The sequence below is a fragment of the Arthrobacter sp. SDR-2R genome (genome assembly GCF_057747955.1).
This window is the reverse complement of sequence record NZ_CM173231.1, coordinates 3,578,449-3,596,428: the sequence shown is the minus strand read 5'-3', so window position 1 is coordinate 3,596,428 and position 17,980 is coordinate 3,578,449. Positions and strand designations below refer to the sequence as shown.

Sequence of the window (17,980 nt, the reverse complement as noted above, 5' to 3'; positions counted from 1 at the left end):
CAGGATGTTCCCATGCTTCCCTCTCTTGTCCCACTACTCCCGACTGAAAACGACTGGATCACCTTCGACATACCGTCCCTGGCCCAGAACTTCTGGAGTGCCACCTTTGACGGCCTCACCTTCGGGGCCATCTACGCGCTCGTAGCGCTGGGCTACACCCTGGTCTACGGCGTGCTGAACCTGATCAACTTCGCCCACTCGGAAGTGTTCATCGTCGGCTGCTACGCAGTCTTCTTCACCCTCAGCAGCCTGGGCTTCGGCCCCTCGGTTCCCCGGCTCGACATCTGGGCGATCATCCTGAACCTGTTGCTGGCGCTGGTTTTGGCCATGGTTGCCTCGGCCGTCACAGCCTTCCTGCTGGAACGCATCGCATACAAACCCCTTCGGCGACGCAACGCCCCCCGCCTGGTCTTCCTGATCACGGCCATTGGTGCTTCCTTCACCATCCAGTACCTGATCTACCTGTGGCGTGGTCCCAGCCCCGAGCTTGCCCTGACCATGTTCCGGCCCACCCCCATCTTCGACGTCTTCGGCACCATCATCGATTCCCAGCAGCTGGTGATCATCATCGCCGCGGTGATCATGATGGTGGGCATCGACAGGTTCATCAGCAAGTCCCGCACCGGCCGCGGCATCCGGGCCGTTGCCCAGGATCCTGATACCGCAACATTGATGGGCGTCAACAAAGAGCGCATCATTATTACCACCTTCGTCATCGGAGGCCTGCTCGCAGGAGCCGCCGCCTTGTTCTATGTCATGAAAATCCCGTCCGGTGTCCAGTACAGCGGCGGATTCGTCCTGGGCATCAAGGCCTTCGCGGCCGCTGTGCTGGGCGGCATCGGCAACGTCCGCGGCGCCCTGCTGGGCGGCCTGCTGCTCGGCCTGATCGGCAACTACGGCCAGATCCTGCTGGGCAACTCGCAGTGGACCGACGTCGTGGCCTTCGTGGTGCTGGTGCTCGTGCTGCTGCTGCGGCCCGAAGGCATCCTGGGAACCTCCCTTGGAAGGAGCAAAGCATGAGCATGACGGACGGCCCCACACCGCTGCAGACAGCGGCGGCCCAACAGGCAGCAGAGGACCGCGAAGCTTCCTCGAAGGCCGCAGGAAAGAGCGACCTCCGCCAGCGGGGCAGACGCAAGTCCGGGTACTTCTCCGACCGGTGGCACGCACTGTCCCGGCAACAGCAGTGGGCGTTCCTGATTATCGTCGTCGTCCTGGCCTACCTGCTCCCGCTGATGAACCCGCCCATCATCACCACCGAGCCCGGCAACAACTTCGCCCTGGCCTGCTTCGACATGGCCCGGTTCGCACTGATCGCCGTCGGCCTCAACGTGGTGGTGGGATACGCCGGCCTCCTGGACCTGGGATACGTCGCCTTCTTTGCCGTGGGCTCCTACTGCGCAGCAATGCTGACCAGTCCGGACTCGCCCTTCCTGCATATCCCATACCTGTGGACCATTCCGATCGCCATGGCCGTCACCATGTTCTTCGGCGTAGTGCTGGGCGTCCCCACCTTGCGCCTTCGAGGCGACTACCTGGCCATCGTGACGCTCGGATTCGGCGAAATCGTCCGCATCCTGGCCACGATCATCCCGGCAATGAAGGGCCAGGTGGGCTTCCAGAACGTTGGCCACCCGCCGGGTACCGAGGCTGACGGAACGCCCATCTTCTCCAACTCGAACGGCGTGCCCTGGTACTGGCTGACGTTGACCATCATCATCATCGTCACCCTCCTGGTAGGCAACCTGGAACGCAGCCGGGTTGGCCGCGCCTGGATCGCCATCCGTGAAGACGAGGACGCCGCCGAAATCATGGGCGTTCCCACCTTCAAATACAAGGTGTGGGCCTTCGCCATCGGCGCAGCGATCGGCGGACTATCCGGCGCCCTCTTCGCCGGGCAGGTGGGGTTCGTCAACAACCAGAAATTCGACGTCACCACGTCCATCCTGTTCCTCGCCGCCGTCGTGCTTGGCGGAGCGGGCAACAAGGTTGGTGCCATCCTTGGCGGCGCCCTGGTCAGCTACATCCCGCTGAGGTTCACGGCCATTGCCGAATACAAGTACCTGATCTTCGGCATTGCCCTGGTGCTGATCATGATCTTCCGTTCCCAGGGACTGCTCCCGGCACGGCAGCGGTTGCTCGCCTACGGACGGACTGCTCTGAACAAGGTGGTCACCCGCGAGGTCACCCAGCCCAAGGACACGGACAATCCACCAGCCGGTCCCGACACCCGGGCGGCCGGACAGAGAGGAGCGGAGGCATGAGCTCCGAGGAAAGGCACGGCGGCTCCAGCAGCGTGGAGGAACAGCCGGCAAGTGATGGCTCCGCGGCTGTTGCGCCCGAGATCGACATCGAAGCCCTGGCAGAGGCCGGCGTGGACCCGGAACTTGCCGAGAAGGTGGCCCCGGACCGCGACATCGCGGTCAAGGTGGGCGACAACATCGTGGAAGTCCAGAACCTGACCATCAAGTTCGGCGGCCTCGTGGCGCTGGACAACATCAGCTTCAACATCAAGCGGGGCGAGATCCTGGGCCTCATCGGGCCCAACGGCGCCGGCAAGACCACCTGCTTCAACGCGATGACGGGCGTTTACAAGCCCACCAGCGGGAAGGTGGTGCTGGAAGGCCAGGTCCTGAACGGCATCAAGCAGCACAAGATCACCCGCCTGGGCCTGTCCCGCACCTTCCAGAACATCCGCCTGTTCGGTGAGATGACCGCCCTCGAAAACGTGGTGGTGGGCCTGGACGCCCGGCACCGGACCAGCGTCGGCGGGGCGCTGCTGCGCCTGCCCACCCACATCAGGGAGGAGAAGTCCGCCATCGAACGGGGCATGGCCCTGCTGGACTTCGTTGGCATCGGCAGCCACGCGCATGTCCTGTCCCGGCAACTGCCGTACGGCTACCAGCGCCGCCTGGAGATTGCCCGGGCCCTGGCAACCGATCCCAAGGTCCTGTGCCTCGACGAGCCTGCGGCCGGATTCAATCCTGCCGAAAAGGAAGAACTGATGGCGCTCATCCGCACCATCAGGGATGAGGGCTACACCGTGCTGCTGATCGAGCACGACATGAAGCTCGTGATGGGCGTCACGGACCGGATCGTCGTGCTCGAATTCGGGAAGAAGATTGCGGATGGACTGCCGCGCGAGATCCGCGAGGACCCGCGCGTTATTGCCGCCTACCTAGGAGAGCCCGAAGATGACGTTGCTTGAACTTAAGGACGTTTCCGTGCACTACGGCCGCATCCAGGCCCTGCGGAACATCTCCTTCACCGTGGATGAAGGTGAAGTCGTGGCGTTGATCGGCGCCAACGGTGCCGGCAAAACCACCACGATGCGGACAATCTCCGGGTTGCTGAACTGCTCGGAAGGCCGGATCATGTTCGCCGGCCAGGACATCACCAAGATGAAGGCCCATATCCGGGTGGTCCACGGAATCTCCCAGGCCCCCGAAGGCCGCGGTATCTTCCCGGGCATGACTGTCATGGAAAACCTCGATATGGGCACTTTCGGACGCAAGGACAGAAGCGGGGTGGGGAAGGACCTGGACCGCGTGTTCGACCTGTTTCCGCGCCTGAAGGAGCGGGAAAAGCAGTACGGGGGCACCATGTCCGGCGGCGAGCAGCAGATGCTGGCCATTGGGCGGGCCCTGATGTCCAACCCGAAGCTGCTGCTCCTGGACGAGCCCTCCATGGGCCTGGCACCACAGTTCATCCGCCAGATTTTCAAGATCATCAAGGAAATCAACAACCAGGGCACCACCGTCCTGATGGTGGAACAGAACGCCAACCAGGCCCTGGCCGGGGCACACCGCGCCTTCGTGCTGGAGACCGGGGAGATCACCCACAGCGGAACAGGAAAGCAGTTGCTGGACGACCCGTCCATCAAGGAGGCCTACCTGGGGGTGGGGTAGTTCGCCGCACGGGGCCCGGTGCCTGGAAAGGTGCAACGGTCACGGTTCGGTTGCAACCGGGCCCCAAGGGAACTTTCCCTGCTGCCTCCGCGTGGGAATTGGTAGCGTAACAAAAAGCTCATCACCCACATCCACATGGAGGAATCCCGCAATGGCACTTGGCGGCAACCCGATCTTCAACGGAAAGAATTTCCGTGGAGCCACCCAGGCACCGCCTGTCCCGCAGGCTCCCTACGGCGCTCCCTACGGCCAGCAGCCCTATGGCGGCCAGGCACCGTACGGCCGCCAGCCCTACGGCCAGCAGGGCTGGGGCACGCAACCCCAGAGCATGACCGACGAGCAGCTGCGGCAGATGTACAGCCAGCCCTCGGCCGGCCCCGCAGACACCGGCAGGATGACGTTCGACGACGTCATCATGAAGACCGCGGCCTGCCTCGGCGCCGTGCTGGTGGGCGCAGCCATCACCCTCACGGTGGGCCTGCCGCTGGCGTCAATGCTGATGATTGTCGGCGCCCTGGGCGGGTTCGTGCTGGCCCTGGTCAACACCTTCAAGAAGCAGCCTTCGCCGGCACTGATCCTTGCGTACGCGGCGCTGGAGGGCCTCTTCCTCGGCGGACTCACCAGGATCCTTGACACCCAATTCCCCGGTGTGGGGCTGCAGGCGGTCATCGGTACCCTGTCCGTATTTGCCGTGACCCTGGTGCTCTTCAAGAGCGGCAAGGTCCGGGCCACCCCCAAGGCCATGCGGTTCTTCATGATCGCCATCATCGGCTACGCCGTGTTTGCCCTGGTCAACATGGTGCTGATGTGGACCGGCGCCCTGCAGCAGCCCTTCGGCCTGCGCAGCGTCGAGATCTTCGGGATCCCGCTGGGCGTCTTCATCGGCCTGCTCGCCATCGGCCTCGCCGCCTTCTCGCTGATCATGGACTTCACCAGCATCGAGGAAGGGGTCCGCAGCGGAGCCCCGCAGCGCTTCTCCTGGACGGCTGCATTCGGGCTGACCGTCACCCTCGTCTGGCTGTATGTGGAGATCATCCGCCTGCTGGCCATCCTGCGCGGCGACGACTAGGCACCCGGCCAGCTTCCGCCGTCGTAAACCAACAACCGTGGGCTCCACCAGACTGGTGGGGCCCACGGCCGTTAAGGGCTGACGGCATCAGGCTGCCGCGGCGTCCCTAGGCAATGCGCATGGCGCCGGCGGCAGGGGAAACGGTAAAGATGTCCGGCGCCTTGAAGCCGGCGTCGGCAAAAGCCTGGGTGACGGCGGCGCGCACCTTCTGCTCGGCGTCCACCGGGGTCAGCGCAATCGCAGCTCCGCCAAAGCCGCCCCCGGTCATGCGGGCACCAATGGCCCCATGGGCCCGCGAGGTGTCCACGGCCAAGTCCAATTCCGGGCAGGAAATTTCAAAATCATCGCGCATGGAGGCATGGCTGGCGTCCAGCAGGGGACCGATGGCGCTGGGACCGGGGCCGCCCAGAAGCTCCACGGCCTGGAGCACGCGGTCATTTTCGGTGACAACATGCCGCACCCGGCGGAACGTCACCTCATCCAGCAGGCCGCTTGCCTCCTCAAGGTCAGCCACCTCGACGTCCCGCAGTGCCTTAACCCCCAGCACTTCCGCCCCAAGCTCGCAGGATTCCCGGCGTGACGCATAGCCCCCGTCGGCGTGGGAGTGCGACACCTTGGTGTCAATCACCAGGAGCACCAGGCCTGCGGGTTCGGTCTCGAAAGGAACCAGGCTTGCCTTCTGGTCCCGGCAGTCCAGGAAGACGGCGTGGCCCTTCGAGCCGCGAAGGGACGCTGACTGGTCCATGATCCCGGTGGGCGCACCCACGAAGTCGTTCTCCGCACGCTGGGTTGCCAGCACCATGTCCTGGGCCGACAGCCCGGCACCCGTGAGGTCGTTGAGCGCCGTGACGACGGCGCATTCGATGGCGTGCGACGACGACAGGCCGGCACCGAGCGGGACGTTCGAGTCCAGGAGCAGGTCCAGCCCGGGAACGGTGATGCCCCGCTCCCGGAGGGCCCACATGACGCCGAGGGGGTACTTGGTCCAGCCCTTCGCTGTTCCCGGCCGCAGGGTGCCGAGGGTGGTGGTGACCACGCCCTGGTCGCCGTACGTGGACAGGAGCCGCACGGTTGAATCCTGGCGGGCCGCGATGGCCACCCGGGCGGTGCGGTCGATGGCGAAGGGGAGGACGAAGCCCTCGTTGTAGTCCGTATGTTCGCCGATGAGGTTAACCCGGCCCGGTGCCTGCCAGATGCCGTCGGGAGCGCCTCCGAACTCGAGTTCAAAGCGGGCGCCGAGACTTTGGGCGGCGGGTGCGGATGCGGGCGCGGCCTTGGCCGGATCCTGGGTGCTCACGCGGAAGCTCCTTCCGGGGTGGCCGCCCTGGCGGCGGCAGGCACGGACGACGGCGGGACCGCAACACTGCGCAGCCGTTCCGCCACAATTTCGGGGGTGGTGTCGTTGATGAAAGCGCCCATGGCCGCTTCGGAGCCGGCCAGGTACTTCAGCTTATCGGCCGCCCTGCGCGGGGAGGTGAGCTGAAGATGGAGGTAGCCCGCCGGCCGGAGGAAGTCATCCAGCGGCGCCTGGTGCCAGGCGGAGATGTAGGGAGTGGGCGTGGGGTACAGGGCATCCACCCGCTTGAGCAGGTCGAGGTAGACGTGTGCCAGCTCGTCCTTTTCCTCTCCGCCCAGTGCAGCCAGGTCCGGCACCCGGCGGTGGGGGACGAGGTGGATCTCCAGCGGCCAACGGGCCGCGAAGGGCACATAGGCGCTGAAATGCGTGCCTTCGAGGACCATTCTGCTGCCGTCTTCCCGTTCGGCCCGCAGCAGGGAACCGGTCAGGGTGTCCCTGCCGTCCTGCGCGTCGTAGTACTTCCGGGCGGCCGCCCCCAGGGTGCCGGCCCGCGGGGTGATGTAGGGGTAGGCATAGATCTGCCCGTGTGGGTGATGCAGTGTCACGCCAATGTCCGCGCCGCGGTTTTCGAACGGGAACACCTGCTTGACGCCGGCCATGGCGCTCAAGGCAGCGGTACGCTGCGCCCAGGCCTCGATCACCGTGCGGGACCGCTCCCCGCTGAGGCCGCTGAAGGACCCGGTGTGGTCGGGGGTGAACGACACTACTTCGCAGCGGCCGTACGCCGGGCCTTTCGTTCCCCATGCGGCGTTGTCAGGCACGGGTCCCAGGGCCGGTCCCAGCGAGGGGAACCGGTTTTCGAAGACCACAACGTCGTAATCCGGGGCAGGGATCTCGGAAGCGTTGGCGGGCGTGGTGGGGCAGATGGGGCACTGGTCTGCCGGCGGCAGGTGGGTGCGGGCCTGGCGGTGCGCGGCGACGGCCACCCATTCGTCCGTCAGGGCATCGAAGCGCACCTCGCCCGGCTCCCCGCGAGGGGGCAGGCCGCGGTGGTCGGTGGTGAGGTGCCCGGCGCGTGACGTGCTGGTGCTGTCATCGTCGAAGTAGATCAGCTCCCGCCCATCGGAGAGTCTGGTACTGGTAATCCCTGTCATACAAAAAGTCTTGCATAAACGATCAAGAATGAATAGTTAACAACAAAAAGTAACAAAGGGGGATGGAAGGGCCATTCGTGCCATGTACGGTAATGCCCATGACAGCCTCTTCCGAACACGGAACCTCCACCCGCTCATCCGCCCTGTCCTGCGCCACCGGCCGGCAATACGAGCTTCGCCGGGGCGACGCCGTCGCCGTGGTCACGGAGCTCGCTGCAGGGCTCCGCTCCTTCAGCCGGGGCGGGGTCCTGCTGACCGAAACCTACGGCGATGATCAGATCGCCCCCGGTGGGGCAGGCATCACCCTGGCGCCCTGGGCCAACAGGGTGGAGGACGGGGTCTGGTTCCTCGACGGCCGGAAGCAGCAGCTGGACATCACCGAAGTGTCCCGCAACAACGCCAGCCATGGCCTGCTTCGGAATACCGGCTACGCGGCGGTTGCGGAGTCGCAGGACGCCGTGGCACTGGAGGCCACAGTTTTCCCGCAGCACGGCTATCCGTTCCTGGTGCGCCACAGGGTGGAGTACCGGCTTTCGGAAGACCTGGGGCTGCAGGTCAGGCAGACCCTCACGAACGACTCGGCGGCGGCCGCCCCATTCGTTCTGGGCGCCCACCCCTACCTGCGGCTTGGTGACACCCCGGTTGAGGAACTGCAGCTGACCGTTGCCGCCGGCACCCAACTGGTGACCGATGAGCGATTGATTCCCCGCAGTTCGGCCCCTGTAGCCGGGGATGTGGATTTTCGGTCCGGGCGGCACATCGCGGACCTGGCGGTGGACGTGGCCCTGACGGACCTCAGCTTCGAAGGGGGCAAGGCGCGGCACACCCTCGCGGCGTCCGACGGCGGGGAGGTGTCGCTGTGGCAGGACGAGGCCTGCCGCTACGTCCACATCTTCGTGAGCACGGTGTACCCGGGCCGTAGCCGTGCATTGGCGGTGGAGCCGATGACGGGACCGGCCAACGCGTTCAACTCCGGCGACGGTCTCCGGTGGCTGGCTCCGGGGGAGTCCTTCAGCATGCAATGGGGCATCGACTACAAGCCCGGCGCGGCGGGGGAGTAGTTTCCCATCGGGCCGCAGCTGGGGAAGTATTGGCATATGACGCCTAACGAGGACGACGTTACCCTGGCCCGCCCGGTTTCAGCGCCGGCGCCCGCCTCCGCTGCGCCGCTGCGGGTCCTGACGGACCGTGAGCTGGACAAGGACATACCCTACGGCATCCGCATAGCGGCGTCCTGGTCGTGGCGGCTGGGCCTGATTCTCCTGATGGTGGGGACGCTGGTCTGGCTGCTCAGCCACATCACCCTCCTGATCATCCCGATTATGGTGGCCGCCCTCCTCGCCGGTCTCCTGAGCCCGGTCACGGTGTGGCTGAAGCGGCACGGGCTGCCTGCTGGGCTAGCCGTCGCCGTGACGGTCCTCGGGTTCATCGGTGTCATTGTCGGTGCCCTGGCCCTGGTGGGCAGGCAATTGGCGGTGGGATTCGGCGAGCTCTATTCCCAGGCCCTTGAAGGCGTCCGGCAGGTCCAGGACTGGCTCTCTGCCGGCCCCCTGCACCTCACGGCCGCCCAGATCGACCAGTACATCAGGGAAGCCACCGACGCGCTGCAGAACAACAGCAGCAGCATCCTCAGCGGCGCCCTGTCCTTCGGCAGCACCGCGGGGCACTTCGCTGCCGGCATGCTGCTGTCGCTGTTCATCCTGATCTTCTTCCTCCTGGAAGGTGACCGGATCTGGGCGTTCCTGGTGAAGATGCTTCCGCGCAAAGCCCGGGCCGCCACCTTCGGCGCCGGCCGCAGGGGCTGGGCGTCCATGGTCAGCTACGCGCGCATCCAGATGTTCGTCGCGGCAGTGGACGCGCTCGGCATTGGCGTGGGCGCCGCCATTATCGGAGTCCCGCTTGCGCTTCCACTGGGCGTGCTGGTCTTCCTCGGCTCCTTCATCCCGGTGGTGGGCGCCCTGTTGACCGGTATCGTGGCCATCCTGCTGGCGCTGGTGGCCAACGGCCCCATCAACGCCCTGATCATGCTGGCCATCGTCCTGCTGGTCCAGCAGCTTGAAGGCCACATCCTGCAGCCCCTGGTCATGGGCAAGGCAGTCTCGCTGCACCCGGTGGCTGTGATCCTCAGCGTTGCGGCCGGTTCCTACCTTGCCGGCATCCCCGGAGCGCTGTTCTCGGTACCCATCCTGGCCGTAGCAAATTCGGCTGTTCGCTACATCGCCGCAAGAACGTGGGAACATGAACAGGTGCCGGTAATTGCCGGGAAGCCCATCACGGCCGGAGCAGGCGGGGACAACACCATCAAGGACGTTGAACCGCCGTCTGTACCTGGCGCGGGGAAGGACGCGGCGTCCGGCACTCCAGCCGAACACCGCGATGCCCGTGATTCCTCCCCGGAAGGCACCGGGGCAGAACCCAGAGGAGAGTAGTCCGTGAAGATCCTTGAAACCCTTCCCGTCACACTGGACGATGTCCTTGAGGCGCAGAAGCTGCTTGACGGGATTATCGCGCGCACTCCCGTGGAATCGTCGCGGGCGCTGGGGACCATGGTAGGCGGCGACGTCTATTTCAAATGCGAAAACCTGCAGCGCGCCGGCTCGTTCAAGGTCCGCGGGGCCTACGTCCGGATGGCGCGGCTCTCCCCGGACGAGAAAAAGCGGGGAGTGGTGGCAGCCTCCGCCGGCAACCACGCCCAGGGCGTTGCCGTCGCCGCCAAGAGCCTGGGCATCAAGGCCCGGATCTACATGCCGCTGGGCGTGGCACTGCCCAAGCTCGCCGCCACCCGCAGCCATGGCGCCGAAGTGGTCCTGCACGGGCACAACGTGGACGAGGCGCTCGCTGAAGCCCAGCGCTACAGCAACGAAACGGGCATGGTCTTCGTCCACCCGTTCGACAATGTGGACGTGGTGGCCGGCCAGGGCACCGTGGGCCTGGAAATCCTCGAGCAGGTCCCCAACGTTGACACAATCCTCATGGGTGTGGGCGGCGGTGGGCTCCTGGCAGGGGTCGCCGTTGCCATCAAGGCCCGCGCCAGGGAACTGGGCCGGGAGATCCGCATCATTGGCGTCCAGGCGGAAAACGCCGCCGCCTACCCGCCCTCGCTGGCCGCCGACGCGCTGGTGCCGCTGAAGAAGGTTTCCACCATGGCGGACGGCATCGCCGTGGGGCGTCCGGGGCAGCTGCCCTTCAGCATCATCCGCGAGCTGGTGGATGATGTGGTCACCGTCAGTGAAGACTCCCTGGCCCGCGCCCTGATCTTCCTGCTGGAACGGGCCAAGATGGTGGTTGAACCTGCAGGGGCGGTGGGCGTTGCAGCCCTCATGGACGGCAAGATCGAGAACCCGGGAACCACCGTGGCCGTGCTCTCCGGCGGAAACATCGACCCCATGCTGATGCTCAAGGTGATCCAGCGCGGCCTCTCCGCCGCAGGCCGCTACATGACGGTGCGGATGATGCTTGATGACCGCCCCGGCTCACTGGCAACCATTGCCCGCATCATTGCCGAAAACGATGCCAACGTCACCGGCCTGGACCACACGCGGGTGGGAGGCTCCATCAGCATGGGCGACGTCTCCATCACCGTGAACCTGGAAACCAAGGGCCACCAGCACGGTGAGCAGGTCCTCAGCGCACTCCGTGCCGAGGGTTTCCAGCCGATCGTCGTGCACTAGGAACGGGCCTTGGCAGGACTGACGGGCAACGGACGCCTCCCCGGGCGGCAGGCCATCGCGTCCCGCGCGAAGGGCGGGTTGGTGGTGCTGGGCGGCTTTGTGGCTGTGCTGTTCGCCATCGAAGTGGTCAACACACTGATGATGGGGGCCCTCACCCGGACCTTCGGCCTGCGGCCCAGGAGTGCCGACGGGCTGCTGGACATCTTCACCTTCCCGCTCCTGCATGCCAACCTGAACCACCTGCTTTCCAACAGCCTGCCCCTGGTCGTCTTCGGCTTCCTGGTGTTCCTCTCCGGGTTGCGCGTGTTCCTCACCGCCCTTGCCTTCAGCTGGCTCGGCAGCGGGCTGACGGTGTGGCTGATCGGGAACGGCATCACCGTGGGCGCTTCAGGCCTGGTGTTCGGGCTCTTTGCGTTCCTGCTGGTCAGGGGCTTCTTCAACCGCAGTTGGCGCCAGGTCCTGCTCGCAGTGGTCCTTTTCATGGGCTACGGCAGCATTCTCCTGGGCGCCCTGCCGTTCGTGTCCGGATACGTGAGCTGGCAGGCGCACCTTGGCGGGGCCGCCGGCGGCGTGGTGGCGGCGCTGCTGCTTCGTCCGCGCGCGTCTGGGATGCCGGCGAAGTTATAGCAGCCGGCCTGAAGTAGGCCCGGCACAAGGCCTTAACGGGAAGCGGTGGCCGTCCCCTGGGGGGAGGGCCACCGCTTCCCGGTTTCGCGCTGTCCTGTTACGGAGCACTGCGCGTACAAAGCTATGCGCGGAGCTAGCCGGCGTAGGGCTTGGCGGAGAGGATCTCCACCTTGATGTCCTTGCCGTTGGGCGCCACGTAGCTGAGGGTCTCGCCCTCCTTGTGGCCCAGGATGGCAGCGCCAAGCGGCGACTTTTCACTGAAGACATCCAGGTCTGAGTCGCCCGCGATCTCACGTGAACCCAGCAGGAAGGTCTCCTCGTCGCCCGCGATCCTGGCCACCACGATCATGCCGGGCTCCACGATGCCGTCATCGGCAGGCGATTCACCCACATGGGCATCCCGGAGCAGTGCCGTCAGCTGGCGGATGCGGGCCTCAATCTTGCCCTGCTCCTCCTTGGCCGCGTGGTAGCCCCCGTTTTCCTTGAGGTCCCCCTCTTGCCGCGCTGCTTCAATCTTCTGGACGATCTCCGCCCGGCCAGCGCCGGAAAGGTGGTCCAGCTCTGCCTTCAGGCGGTCAAAAGCTTCCTGGGTGAGCCAGGCTGCAGATGCGCTGTTGGTGGTAGACACGGACTTCTCCTCTAGTGGTCCTACAATGCAAAAGACCCCGCCACGGTGGCCACTTGTGGAACAGCAACCAGCTCAGCGGGGTAAAGGTATCTCCCCATTGTAGTCAATCCTCTGGAGATAACCCAACAGGGAAGCGTTCCACGTCACACTGCTCAGGACGCCCCGGCTGGAATCCAGCAGCTGTCCACCACGCCCGATACCGACTCCGACTCCGTGCGCAACGTGACGCGCTGGGCCACCGTCCTGCCGCCGTCGGCCGTTCCATCCGCCACCGAAGGCGGGATGTCCACCACTTTCCAGCCCACCACAGCGAACTTGGAATCCAGCGCCTTCACGGCACATTTCACGGGCTTGCCCGGTTCCCGCGTCACCTGGAAGTCCACCTCGGCGAGCGTGGCATCGGTGGTGCTGTAACCCACGTCCTTGAACGTCACTCCGGAGAGCGAATTCGATGTGGTCACCCACGCCAGGAACCCGATTCCCGCGGCAAGCGCCAGGCCGATCGCGGCCCGGGTGGCCTTAGGGGAGAGCCGGCGCTTTTTAGCACCATACCGATTGGCTAGGCTAGTGTCTGCGGGCGCGGGGCGGGCCGGCTGGTCCGGGGAAGTCACCAGACCAGTTTAGTTCCCTTTCCGCCGGCGCTTTGCGGCGGCTGCAGCTGCCGGCGAGGCAGCGCACCCGCGACACCATCCGAAAGCTGCCACGAGCCGCAAAAGAAGAATTAGGAGCCGTCCCCTCCATGACAGCGTCCAGCAACTCCCAGGTGCCGCTGCGGCTGCTCGCGGTCCACGCCCACCCGGATGACGAATCAAGCAAGGGTGCTGCGACCATGGCCATGTATGCGGCTGCCGGTGTGGACGTGCTGGTGGCAACCTGCACCGACGGTTCCCGCGGCGACATCCAAAATCCTGCGGTGGAAGACGAACCCCACCCCAAGCGGGATATGGCCGGTGCCCGGAGGCTGGAGATGCAGCAGGCTGCCGCCATCCTCGGGATCCGCCAGCGGTGGCTTGGATTTGTGGACTCGGGCCTTCCCGAAGGCGACCCGCTGCCGCCGCTCCCCACCGGATCGTTCGCCACCCTGCCCCTGCACCAGGCCGCGGCGCCCCTGGTGCGGCTGGTGCGTTCCTTCAAGCCGCACGTCATCCTCAGCTATGACGAGAACGGCGGCTACCCGCACCCGGACCACATCATGGCGCACAGGGTGGCCGTGGAAGCCTTCGAGGCCGCAGGCGATCCCGAACGCTATCCGGAGGCGGGGGAGCCATGGGAGCCAGGCAAGCTCTATTACGACCGCGCCTTCAGCCCTGAGCGGTTCCGGGCACTGCACTTTGCGCTGGAGGAGGCAGGGCTGCAGTCACCGTACGCCGAGCGCCTGGCCGCCTGGCTGGAGTCCGACGCCGAGGGGCACACCCCGCCGCCGGCCGCGCACCCCACCACCACCCAGATTGACTGCGGGGACTTTTTCGAAGTCCGCGACGATGCGCTGCGCGCGCACCGGACGCAGGTGGACCCGCTGGGGTTCTTCTTCGCCGTTTCGCCCGACATGCAGCGCCGGGTTTGGCCGTGGGAGGACTATTCGCTGATCCATTCCAGGGTGCCCTCCGAGCTCCCCGAGAAGGACCTGTTCGCCGGGCTAAGATAGACACGGCAGGCTATTTCTATCTTGCGTAGAAGACAGGCGCGGCGACGGCCGGTCCCGTCCGCTTCCTGCTGCATCCGCTCCACCAGAAGGTATTAACCGTGCAATCTCTGCTCCTCAGCCTCGCCACTACGCCGACCCCGCTGCCTACTCCGACACTGCGGGAGGGGATTTCCGAGGACCAGGTGACGCCGGGCCTGCTGGGGTTCATCATGACGGCGTTCTTCGTCGTGGCGACTGCCCTGCTCATTGTGGATATGGTGCGTCGGATCCGCAGGGTGCGCTACCGGGCCCAGGTGGAGGAAGAGCGCCTGGCCGCTGCAGCTGCCGCAGATGTTGACGCCGCGGACGTCCAGGACGGGCGCGACGGCGGGACGCCTCCGGAAGCTACCGATGCCAACGGAAACGGCAGTGCCGGGGGACATCCGCAGCCGCGCGAATAGGGCTGTCCCTTCGGCCGGGCCGGCTCCGGAGTGAAGGGGTTCTAGTCGAGGACTGCCATGGCGATCGCCGCGAAGTGTGCCGCGAAGGCGAGCACGGTGAACGCATGGAATAGTTCGTGGAAGCCGAAGTGGTGGTAGCTGAAATTTGGCTTCTTCAGCGCGTAGAAAATTGCGCCCGCAATGTAGAGGACGCCGCCCACGCAGATCAGCACGGCCGCCGGGATGCTTGCCTGGAAGAACTGCGGCAGGTAGAACAGCGCGCCGCAGCCCAGTGCGATGTAGATGGGCACGTAGAGCCAGCGGGGGGCTTCAGTCCACAGCAACCGGAACAGCACGCCGAGGATGGCTCCGGACCAGATGACCCACAGGAGGATCACCGCCTGCTGGCGTTCCAGGAGAGTCCATGCCAGCGGCGTATAGGTGCCGGCGATCACCAGCATGATGTTGGTGTGGTCGAGCCGCTTCAAAACGAGCTTGACGCGCGGGGACCAGTTGCCGCGGTGGTAGACGGCGCTGACGCCGAAGAGCAAAACACCTGTGGCGGCGTAGATGGCGGACGTGATCCGGCGGTCCGTGGTGGGGGCAATGACAACCAGGATAATCCCGGCGGCAAGGGCGAGCGGGGCCGTGACCGTGTGGATCCACCCCCGCCACTTGGGCTTGATCATCAGTAGTTCCGCGAGGCGGACGGCGGCGTCATCCATGGCGCTGGGCCCTGGTTCCGCGGCGGTGTTCCGCTCCTCCGGCTGGGGGTCCCGGGAGGCGTGCGGAGAGTCGCTGTTCATGCCAACAGAATAACTTACGGGCCGGTAAGTTACCCGCGGGTAACATCCCTGCTTTGATGTTCCCGGGGTACTGGCCGTGCCAGCCGGCCACGGGCGGTAGCCTAGGATGTGGATGTACGTACGGCAGGAAAGTCAGGTGAGTGGACGCGTGGAGTTGCCCGGGTTCCTCTATGGCTATTACGAACGCCGGCTGCTTAGGGACCTTCCCCGCGACCGGATCCCCCGCCATATCGGCGTCATGGTGGACGGCAACCGCCGCTGGGCCAAGCAGTTCAACGCACCCACCAGCCAGGGCCACCAGGCCGGGGCGGACAAAATCCACGAATTCCTCGGCTGGTGCCAGGAACTCGGTGTAAAAGTGGTGACGCTCTACATGCTGTCCACGGACAACATGAACCGCTCCAGCGAGGAACTGGACCTCCTGATGGGCATTATCGCCAACACCCTGGACCGGCTGGACGAGGACGCCAACATCTCGGTACACGCCATGGGCGCACCTGAACTGCTCCCGGACTACCTGGCCGAGCGCCTTAACAAGCTCACCGCCAGGACACCCGTCCGGGAAAAAATCCATGTCAACGTGGCGGTGGGCTACGGGGGCCGGCGTGAAATCGTCGACGCCGTCAGGGAACTCCTGCACGACGCCGTCGCCAAGGGCATGGACATCTCCAAGCTTGCCGATGACCTGTGCGTTGATGACATCTCACGCTTCCTGTACACGCGCGGACAGCCGGATCCGGACCTGGTGATCAGGACGTCGGGGGAGCAGCGGCTATCCGGCTTCCTCATGTGGCAGAGCGCCTACAGCGAGTTCTACTTTTGCGAGGCCCTCTGGCCTGCTTTCCGCAAGGTGGATTTCCTGCGCGCCCTGCGCGACTACGCCGGCCGCCAGCGGCGCTTTGGCACCTGAAACCCCCGGTTCATAACAAGTTCACACACCTGCGAGAGAAATCGCCGCGTAATGGTTGCGGAAATTACCCCGGGTGGATTTACGTTATATCCATCAGCAGGCAAAACCGCCGGCTGATCGGGGAGGCCAGTACATGGAGCGAAACATCGCACCGGTTGTATGGGAGGCCGGACCCGGCCTCTTGGCCGAGCCGCCTCACCAATAACAATTCCGGGCTGGCGCCCGGGGCTGGAGTCGATGTGGCTACTTCTGAACAACTGCCCGAGGTCCTGTTTGGACTGGGTGGAAAAGCTACCTCTCGCGCCGAGCGAGCTACCTCTGAAACCGGCGCAGCAACTGATGCTGCGGCCGGTTTTGCTGTCTCCGGAAGGGAAGCCGACATCCACACCTTCGTCATCGACACCTCCGTCCTCCTCTCGGATCCGCGCGCACTCCTGCGGTTTGCCGAGCATGAGGTAGTGGTTCCCGTCGTGGTCATCACCGAACTCGAGGCCAAACGGCATGACCCCGAACTCGGCTACTTCGCACGGAAAGCCCTGCGGCTCCTGGACGACCTCCGGGTCAAGCACGGCGGCCTGAACCAGCCCCTTCCCATCGGCGACGAGGGCGGGACCCTGATGGTGGAACTCAACCACATCTCGTCCGAGGTGCTGCCGTTGGGCTTCCGCAGCGGGGACAACGACAGCCGCATCCTCGCCGTCGCCAAAAACCTTGCCAACGAAGGACGCAACGTTACCGTCGTGTCCAAAGACCTGCCCATGCGGGTCAAGGCGTCCGCCATGGGACTTACCGCCGACGAGTACCGCAACGAACTGGTCAAGGACTCCGGTTGGACGGGTGTTGCCGAAATCGAAGCGGACGAACAGGAGATTTCCACCCTGTACGGCCACGAGCCCGTCTTCATCCCCGCGGCCGCCGAGCTGCCCGTCAACACCGGGCTGGTCCTGCTGTCCAACCGCGGCTCCGCGCTCGGCCGGGTGGGCGCCGACAAGCAGGTGCGCCTGGTCAAGGGCGACCGCGACGTGTTCGGCCTCCACGGCCGGTCCGCCGAGCAGAGGCTGGCCATCGACATGCTGATGGATCCCGCCGTAGGCATCGTTTCCATTGGTGGCCGCGCCGGCACCGGCAAGTCTGCCCTTGCCCTCTGCGCCGGCCTCGAGGCGGTGCTGGAACGCCGCGAACACCGCAAAGTGATCGTCTTCCGGCCCCTTTACGCGGTTGGCGGACAGGAACTGGGCTACCTGCCAGGTTCGGAGTCCGAGAAAATGAACCCCTGGGCGCAGGCCGTGTTCGACACCCTCGGGGCCTTGGTCAGCCAGGAAGTAGTGGAGGAGGTCATGGACCGCGGCATGCTCGAGGTCATGCCCCTCACCCACATCCGCGGACGTTCCCTGCATGACGCCTTCGTGATCGTCGACGAAGCACAGTCCCTGGAAAAGAACGTGCTCCTGACGGTCATGAGCCGCATCGGCCAGAACTCCAAGATCGTCCTCACCCACGACGTCGCCCAGCGGGACAACCTGCGGGTCGGCCGCCACGACGGAATCGCCGCCGTCGTCGAAACCCTGAAAGGACACCCCCTCTTCGGCCACGTCACCCTGACCCGCTCCGAACGCTCGCCCATCGCCGCCCTGGTCACCGAACTTCTGGAAGGTTAGCGACACCTCGCCGAGGGCCGTGGCCGGGTTCGTCCCGCCACGGCCCTTTTCGTGCGTGGCAGTGGTTGGGTTCGCGGGGCCACGGCCCTTCTCCGTCGCTTAGACACAACGCATAGGGCCGTCTCCGGTCGCTGGGCGACCTCCGGCGGCCGATGCGTCGCGATGCGCTCCTACGAGAAGGACCGCAG

Annotated in this window: 18 protein-coding genes; 13 read left to right on the top strand and 5 right to left on the bottom strand. The window is 65.5% G+C overall.

Translation table 11 applies throughout. The annotated features are described in order from the left end of the window. The first annotated feature begins 12 nt into the window (after positions 1–12). The 5 genes from AC3ANU_RS16545 (at position 13) to AC3ANU_RS16525 (ending at position 4,977) form a co-directional block, all read left to right on the top strand. On the top strand, positions 13–1,020 hold the full coding sequence (locus AC3ANU_RS16545) for a branched-chain amino acid ABC transporter permease (RefSeq protein WP_018770192.1): 1,008 nt from the start codon (positions 13–15) through the stop codon (positions 1,018–1,020). Further along, positions 1,017–2,264: a branched-chain amino acid ABC transporter permease gene (locus AC3ANU_RS16540; protein WP_018770191.1), complete on the top strand. Its 1,248-nt coding sequence runs from the start codon at positions 1,017–1,019 to the stop codon at positions 2,262–2,264. The genes AC3ANU_RS16545 and AC3ANU_RS16540 overlap by 4 nt, the downstream gene beginning before the upstream one ends. Further along, a complete protein-coding gene (locus AC3ANU_RS16535) occupies positions 2,261–3,208 on the top strand; it encodes an ATP-binding cassette domain-containing protein (RefSeq protein WP_018770190.1) in 948 nt (315 codons plus the stop codon). The genes AC3ANU_RS16540 and AC3ANU_RS16535 overlap by 4 nt, the downstream gene beginning before the upstream one ends. Next, positions 3,195–3,908, top strand: coding sequence for an ABC transporter ATP-binding protein (locus AC3ANU_RS16530; RefSeq protein ID WP_018770189.1), 714 nt, complete (start codon positions 3,195–3,197; stop codon positions 3,906–3,908). The genes AC3ANU_RS16535 and AC3ANU_RS16530 overlap by 14 nt, the downstream gene beginning before the upstream one ends. Positions 3,909–4,059: 151 nt before the next feature. Next, positions 4,060–4,977 carry a Bax inhibitor-1/YccA family protein gene (locus AC3ANU_RS16525; protein WP_056393472.1) on the top strand — a complete coding sequence of 306 codons (918 nt, stop codon included), beginning with the start codon at positions 4,060–4,062 and terminating at the stop codon, positions 4,975–4,977. Between the two features lie 106 nt (positions 4,978–5,083). On the opposite strand, the gene galK is transcribed toward AC3ANU_RS16525, so the two are convergent. Both galK and galT read right to left on the bottom strand, forming a co-directional pair. Continuing rightward, positions 5,084–6,274, bottom strand: coding sequence for a galactokinase (gene galK, locus AC3ANU_RS16520; protein WP_134164552.1), 1,191 nt, complete (start codon positions 6,272–6,274; stop codon positions 5,084–5,086). After that, entirely contained in the window at positions 6,271–7,428 is a 1,158-nt protein-coding gene (gene galT, locus AC3ANU_RS16515) for a galactose-1-phosphate uridylyltransferase (RefSeq protein ID WP_134164551.1), read from the bottom strand. The genes galK and galT overlap by 4 nt, the downstream gene beginning before the upstream one ends. Positions 7,429–7,526: 98 nt before the next feature. Here galT and AC3ANU_RS16510 point away from each other — a divergent pair, with 98 nt between their 5' ends. Genes AC3ANU_RS16510 through AC3ANU_RS16495 form a run of 4 tightly spaced genes read left to right on the top strand, consistent with a single transcriptional unit; the run spans position 7,527 to position 11,726 of the window. Further along, complete coding sequence (locus tag AC3ANU_RS16510) at positions 7,527–8,489, top strand: aldose 1-epimerase family protein (RefSeq protein ID WP_134164550.1); 963 nt, start codon at positions 7,527–7,529, stop codon at positions 8,487–8,489. Positions 8,490–8,525: 36 nt separating this feature from the next. Then, entirely contained in the window at positions 8,526–9,857 is a 1,332-nt protein-coding gene (locus AC3ANU_RS16505) for an AI-2E family transporter (RefSeq protein ID WP_208324252.1), read from the top strand. Positions 9,858–9,860: 3 nt separating this feature from the next. Next, positions 9,861–11,099 carry a threonine ammonia-lyase gene (ilvA, locus tag AC3ANU_RS16500; protein ID WP_018770183.1) on the top strand — a complete coding sequence of 413 codons (1,239 nt, stop codon included), beginning with the start codon at positions 9,861–9,863 and terminating at the stop codon, positions 11,097–11,099. Positions 11,100–11,108: 9 nt separating this feature from the next. Then, positions 11,109–11,726 (top strand): rhomboid family intramembrane serine protease, encoded by a 618-nt coding sequence (locus AC3ANU_RS16495; RefSeq protein ID WP_134164549.1) that lies wholly within the window; start codon positions 11,109–11,111, stop codon positions 11,724–11,726. A gap of 133 nt (positions 11,727–11,859) precedes the next feature. On the opposite strand, the gene greA is transcribed toward AC3ANU_RS16495, so the two are convergent. Together greA and AC3ANU_RS16485 are read right to left on the bottom strand one after the other, a co-directional pair. Beyond that, positions 11,860–12,354: a transcription elongation factor GreA gene (gene greA / locus AC3ANU_RS16490; RefSeq protein ID WP_018770181.1), complete on the bottom strand. Its 495-nt coding sequence runs from the start codon at positions 12,352–12,354 to the stop codon at positions 11,860–11,862. Positions 12,355–12,506: 152 nt separating this feature from the next. Further along, the gene (locus tag AC3ANU_RS16485) at positions 12,507–12,965 is read right to left on the bottom strand and encodes a DUF4307 domain-containing protein (RefSeq protein ID WP_134164548.1); all 459 of its coding nucleotides are present in this window, start codon (positions 12,963–12,965) and stop codon (positions 12,507–12,509) included. 128 nt (positions 12,966–13,093) lie between these two features. On the opposite strand from AC3ANU_RS16485, the gene mca reads away from it, so the two are divergent. Both mca and AC3ANU_RS16475 read left to right on the top strand, forming a co-directional pair. After that, positions 13,094–13,999 (top strand): mycothiol conjugate amidase Mca, encoded by a 906-nt coding sequence (mca, locus tag AC3ANU_RS16480; protein ID WP_018770179.1) that lies wholly within the window; start codon positions 13,094–13,096, stop codon positions 13,997–13,999. 98 nt (positions 14,000–14,097) lie between these two features. Then, positions 14,098–14,439 carry a hypothetical protein gene (locus AC3ANU_RS16475; RefSeq protein ID WP_056393479.1) on the top strand — a complete coding sequence of 114 codons (342 nt, stop codon included), beginning with the start codon at positions 14,098–14,100 and terminating at the stop codon, positions 14,437–14,439. Between the two features lie 41 nt (positions 14,440–14,480). On the opposite strand, the gene trhA is transcribed toward AC3ANU_RS16475, so the two are convergent. After that, a complete protein-coding gene (gene trhA / locus AC3ANU_RS16470; RefSeq protein ID WP_018770177.1) occupies positions 14,481–15,224 on the bottom strand; it encodes a PAQR family membrane homeostasis protein TrhA in 744 nt (247 codons plus the stop codon). Positions 15,225–15,372: 148 nt separating this feature from the next. Between trhA and AC3ANU_RS16465 the strand changes: the two genes are divergently transcribed. Then, positions 15,373–16,134, top strand: coding sequence for an isoprenyl transferase (locus AC3ANU_RS16465; RefSeq protein WP_018770176.1), 762 nt, complete (start codon positions 15,373–15,375; stop codon positions 16,132–16,134). Positions 16,135–16,373: 239 nt separating this feature from the next. Next, positions 16,374–17,792 carry an RNA 5'-3' helicase PhoH2 gene (phoH2, locus tag AC3ANU_RS16460; RefSeq protein ID WP_018770175.1) on the top strand — a complete coding sequence of 473 codons (1,419 nt, stop codon included), beginning with the start codon at positions 16,374–16,376 and terminating at the stop codon, positions 17,790–17,792. Positions 17,793–17,980 lie beyond the last annotated feature (188 nt).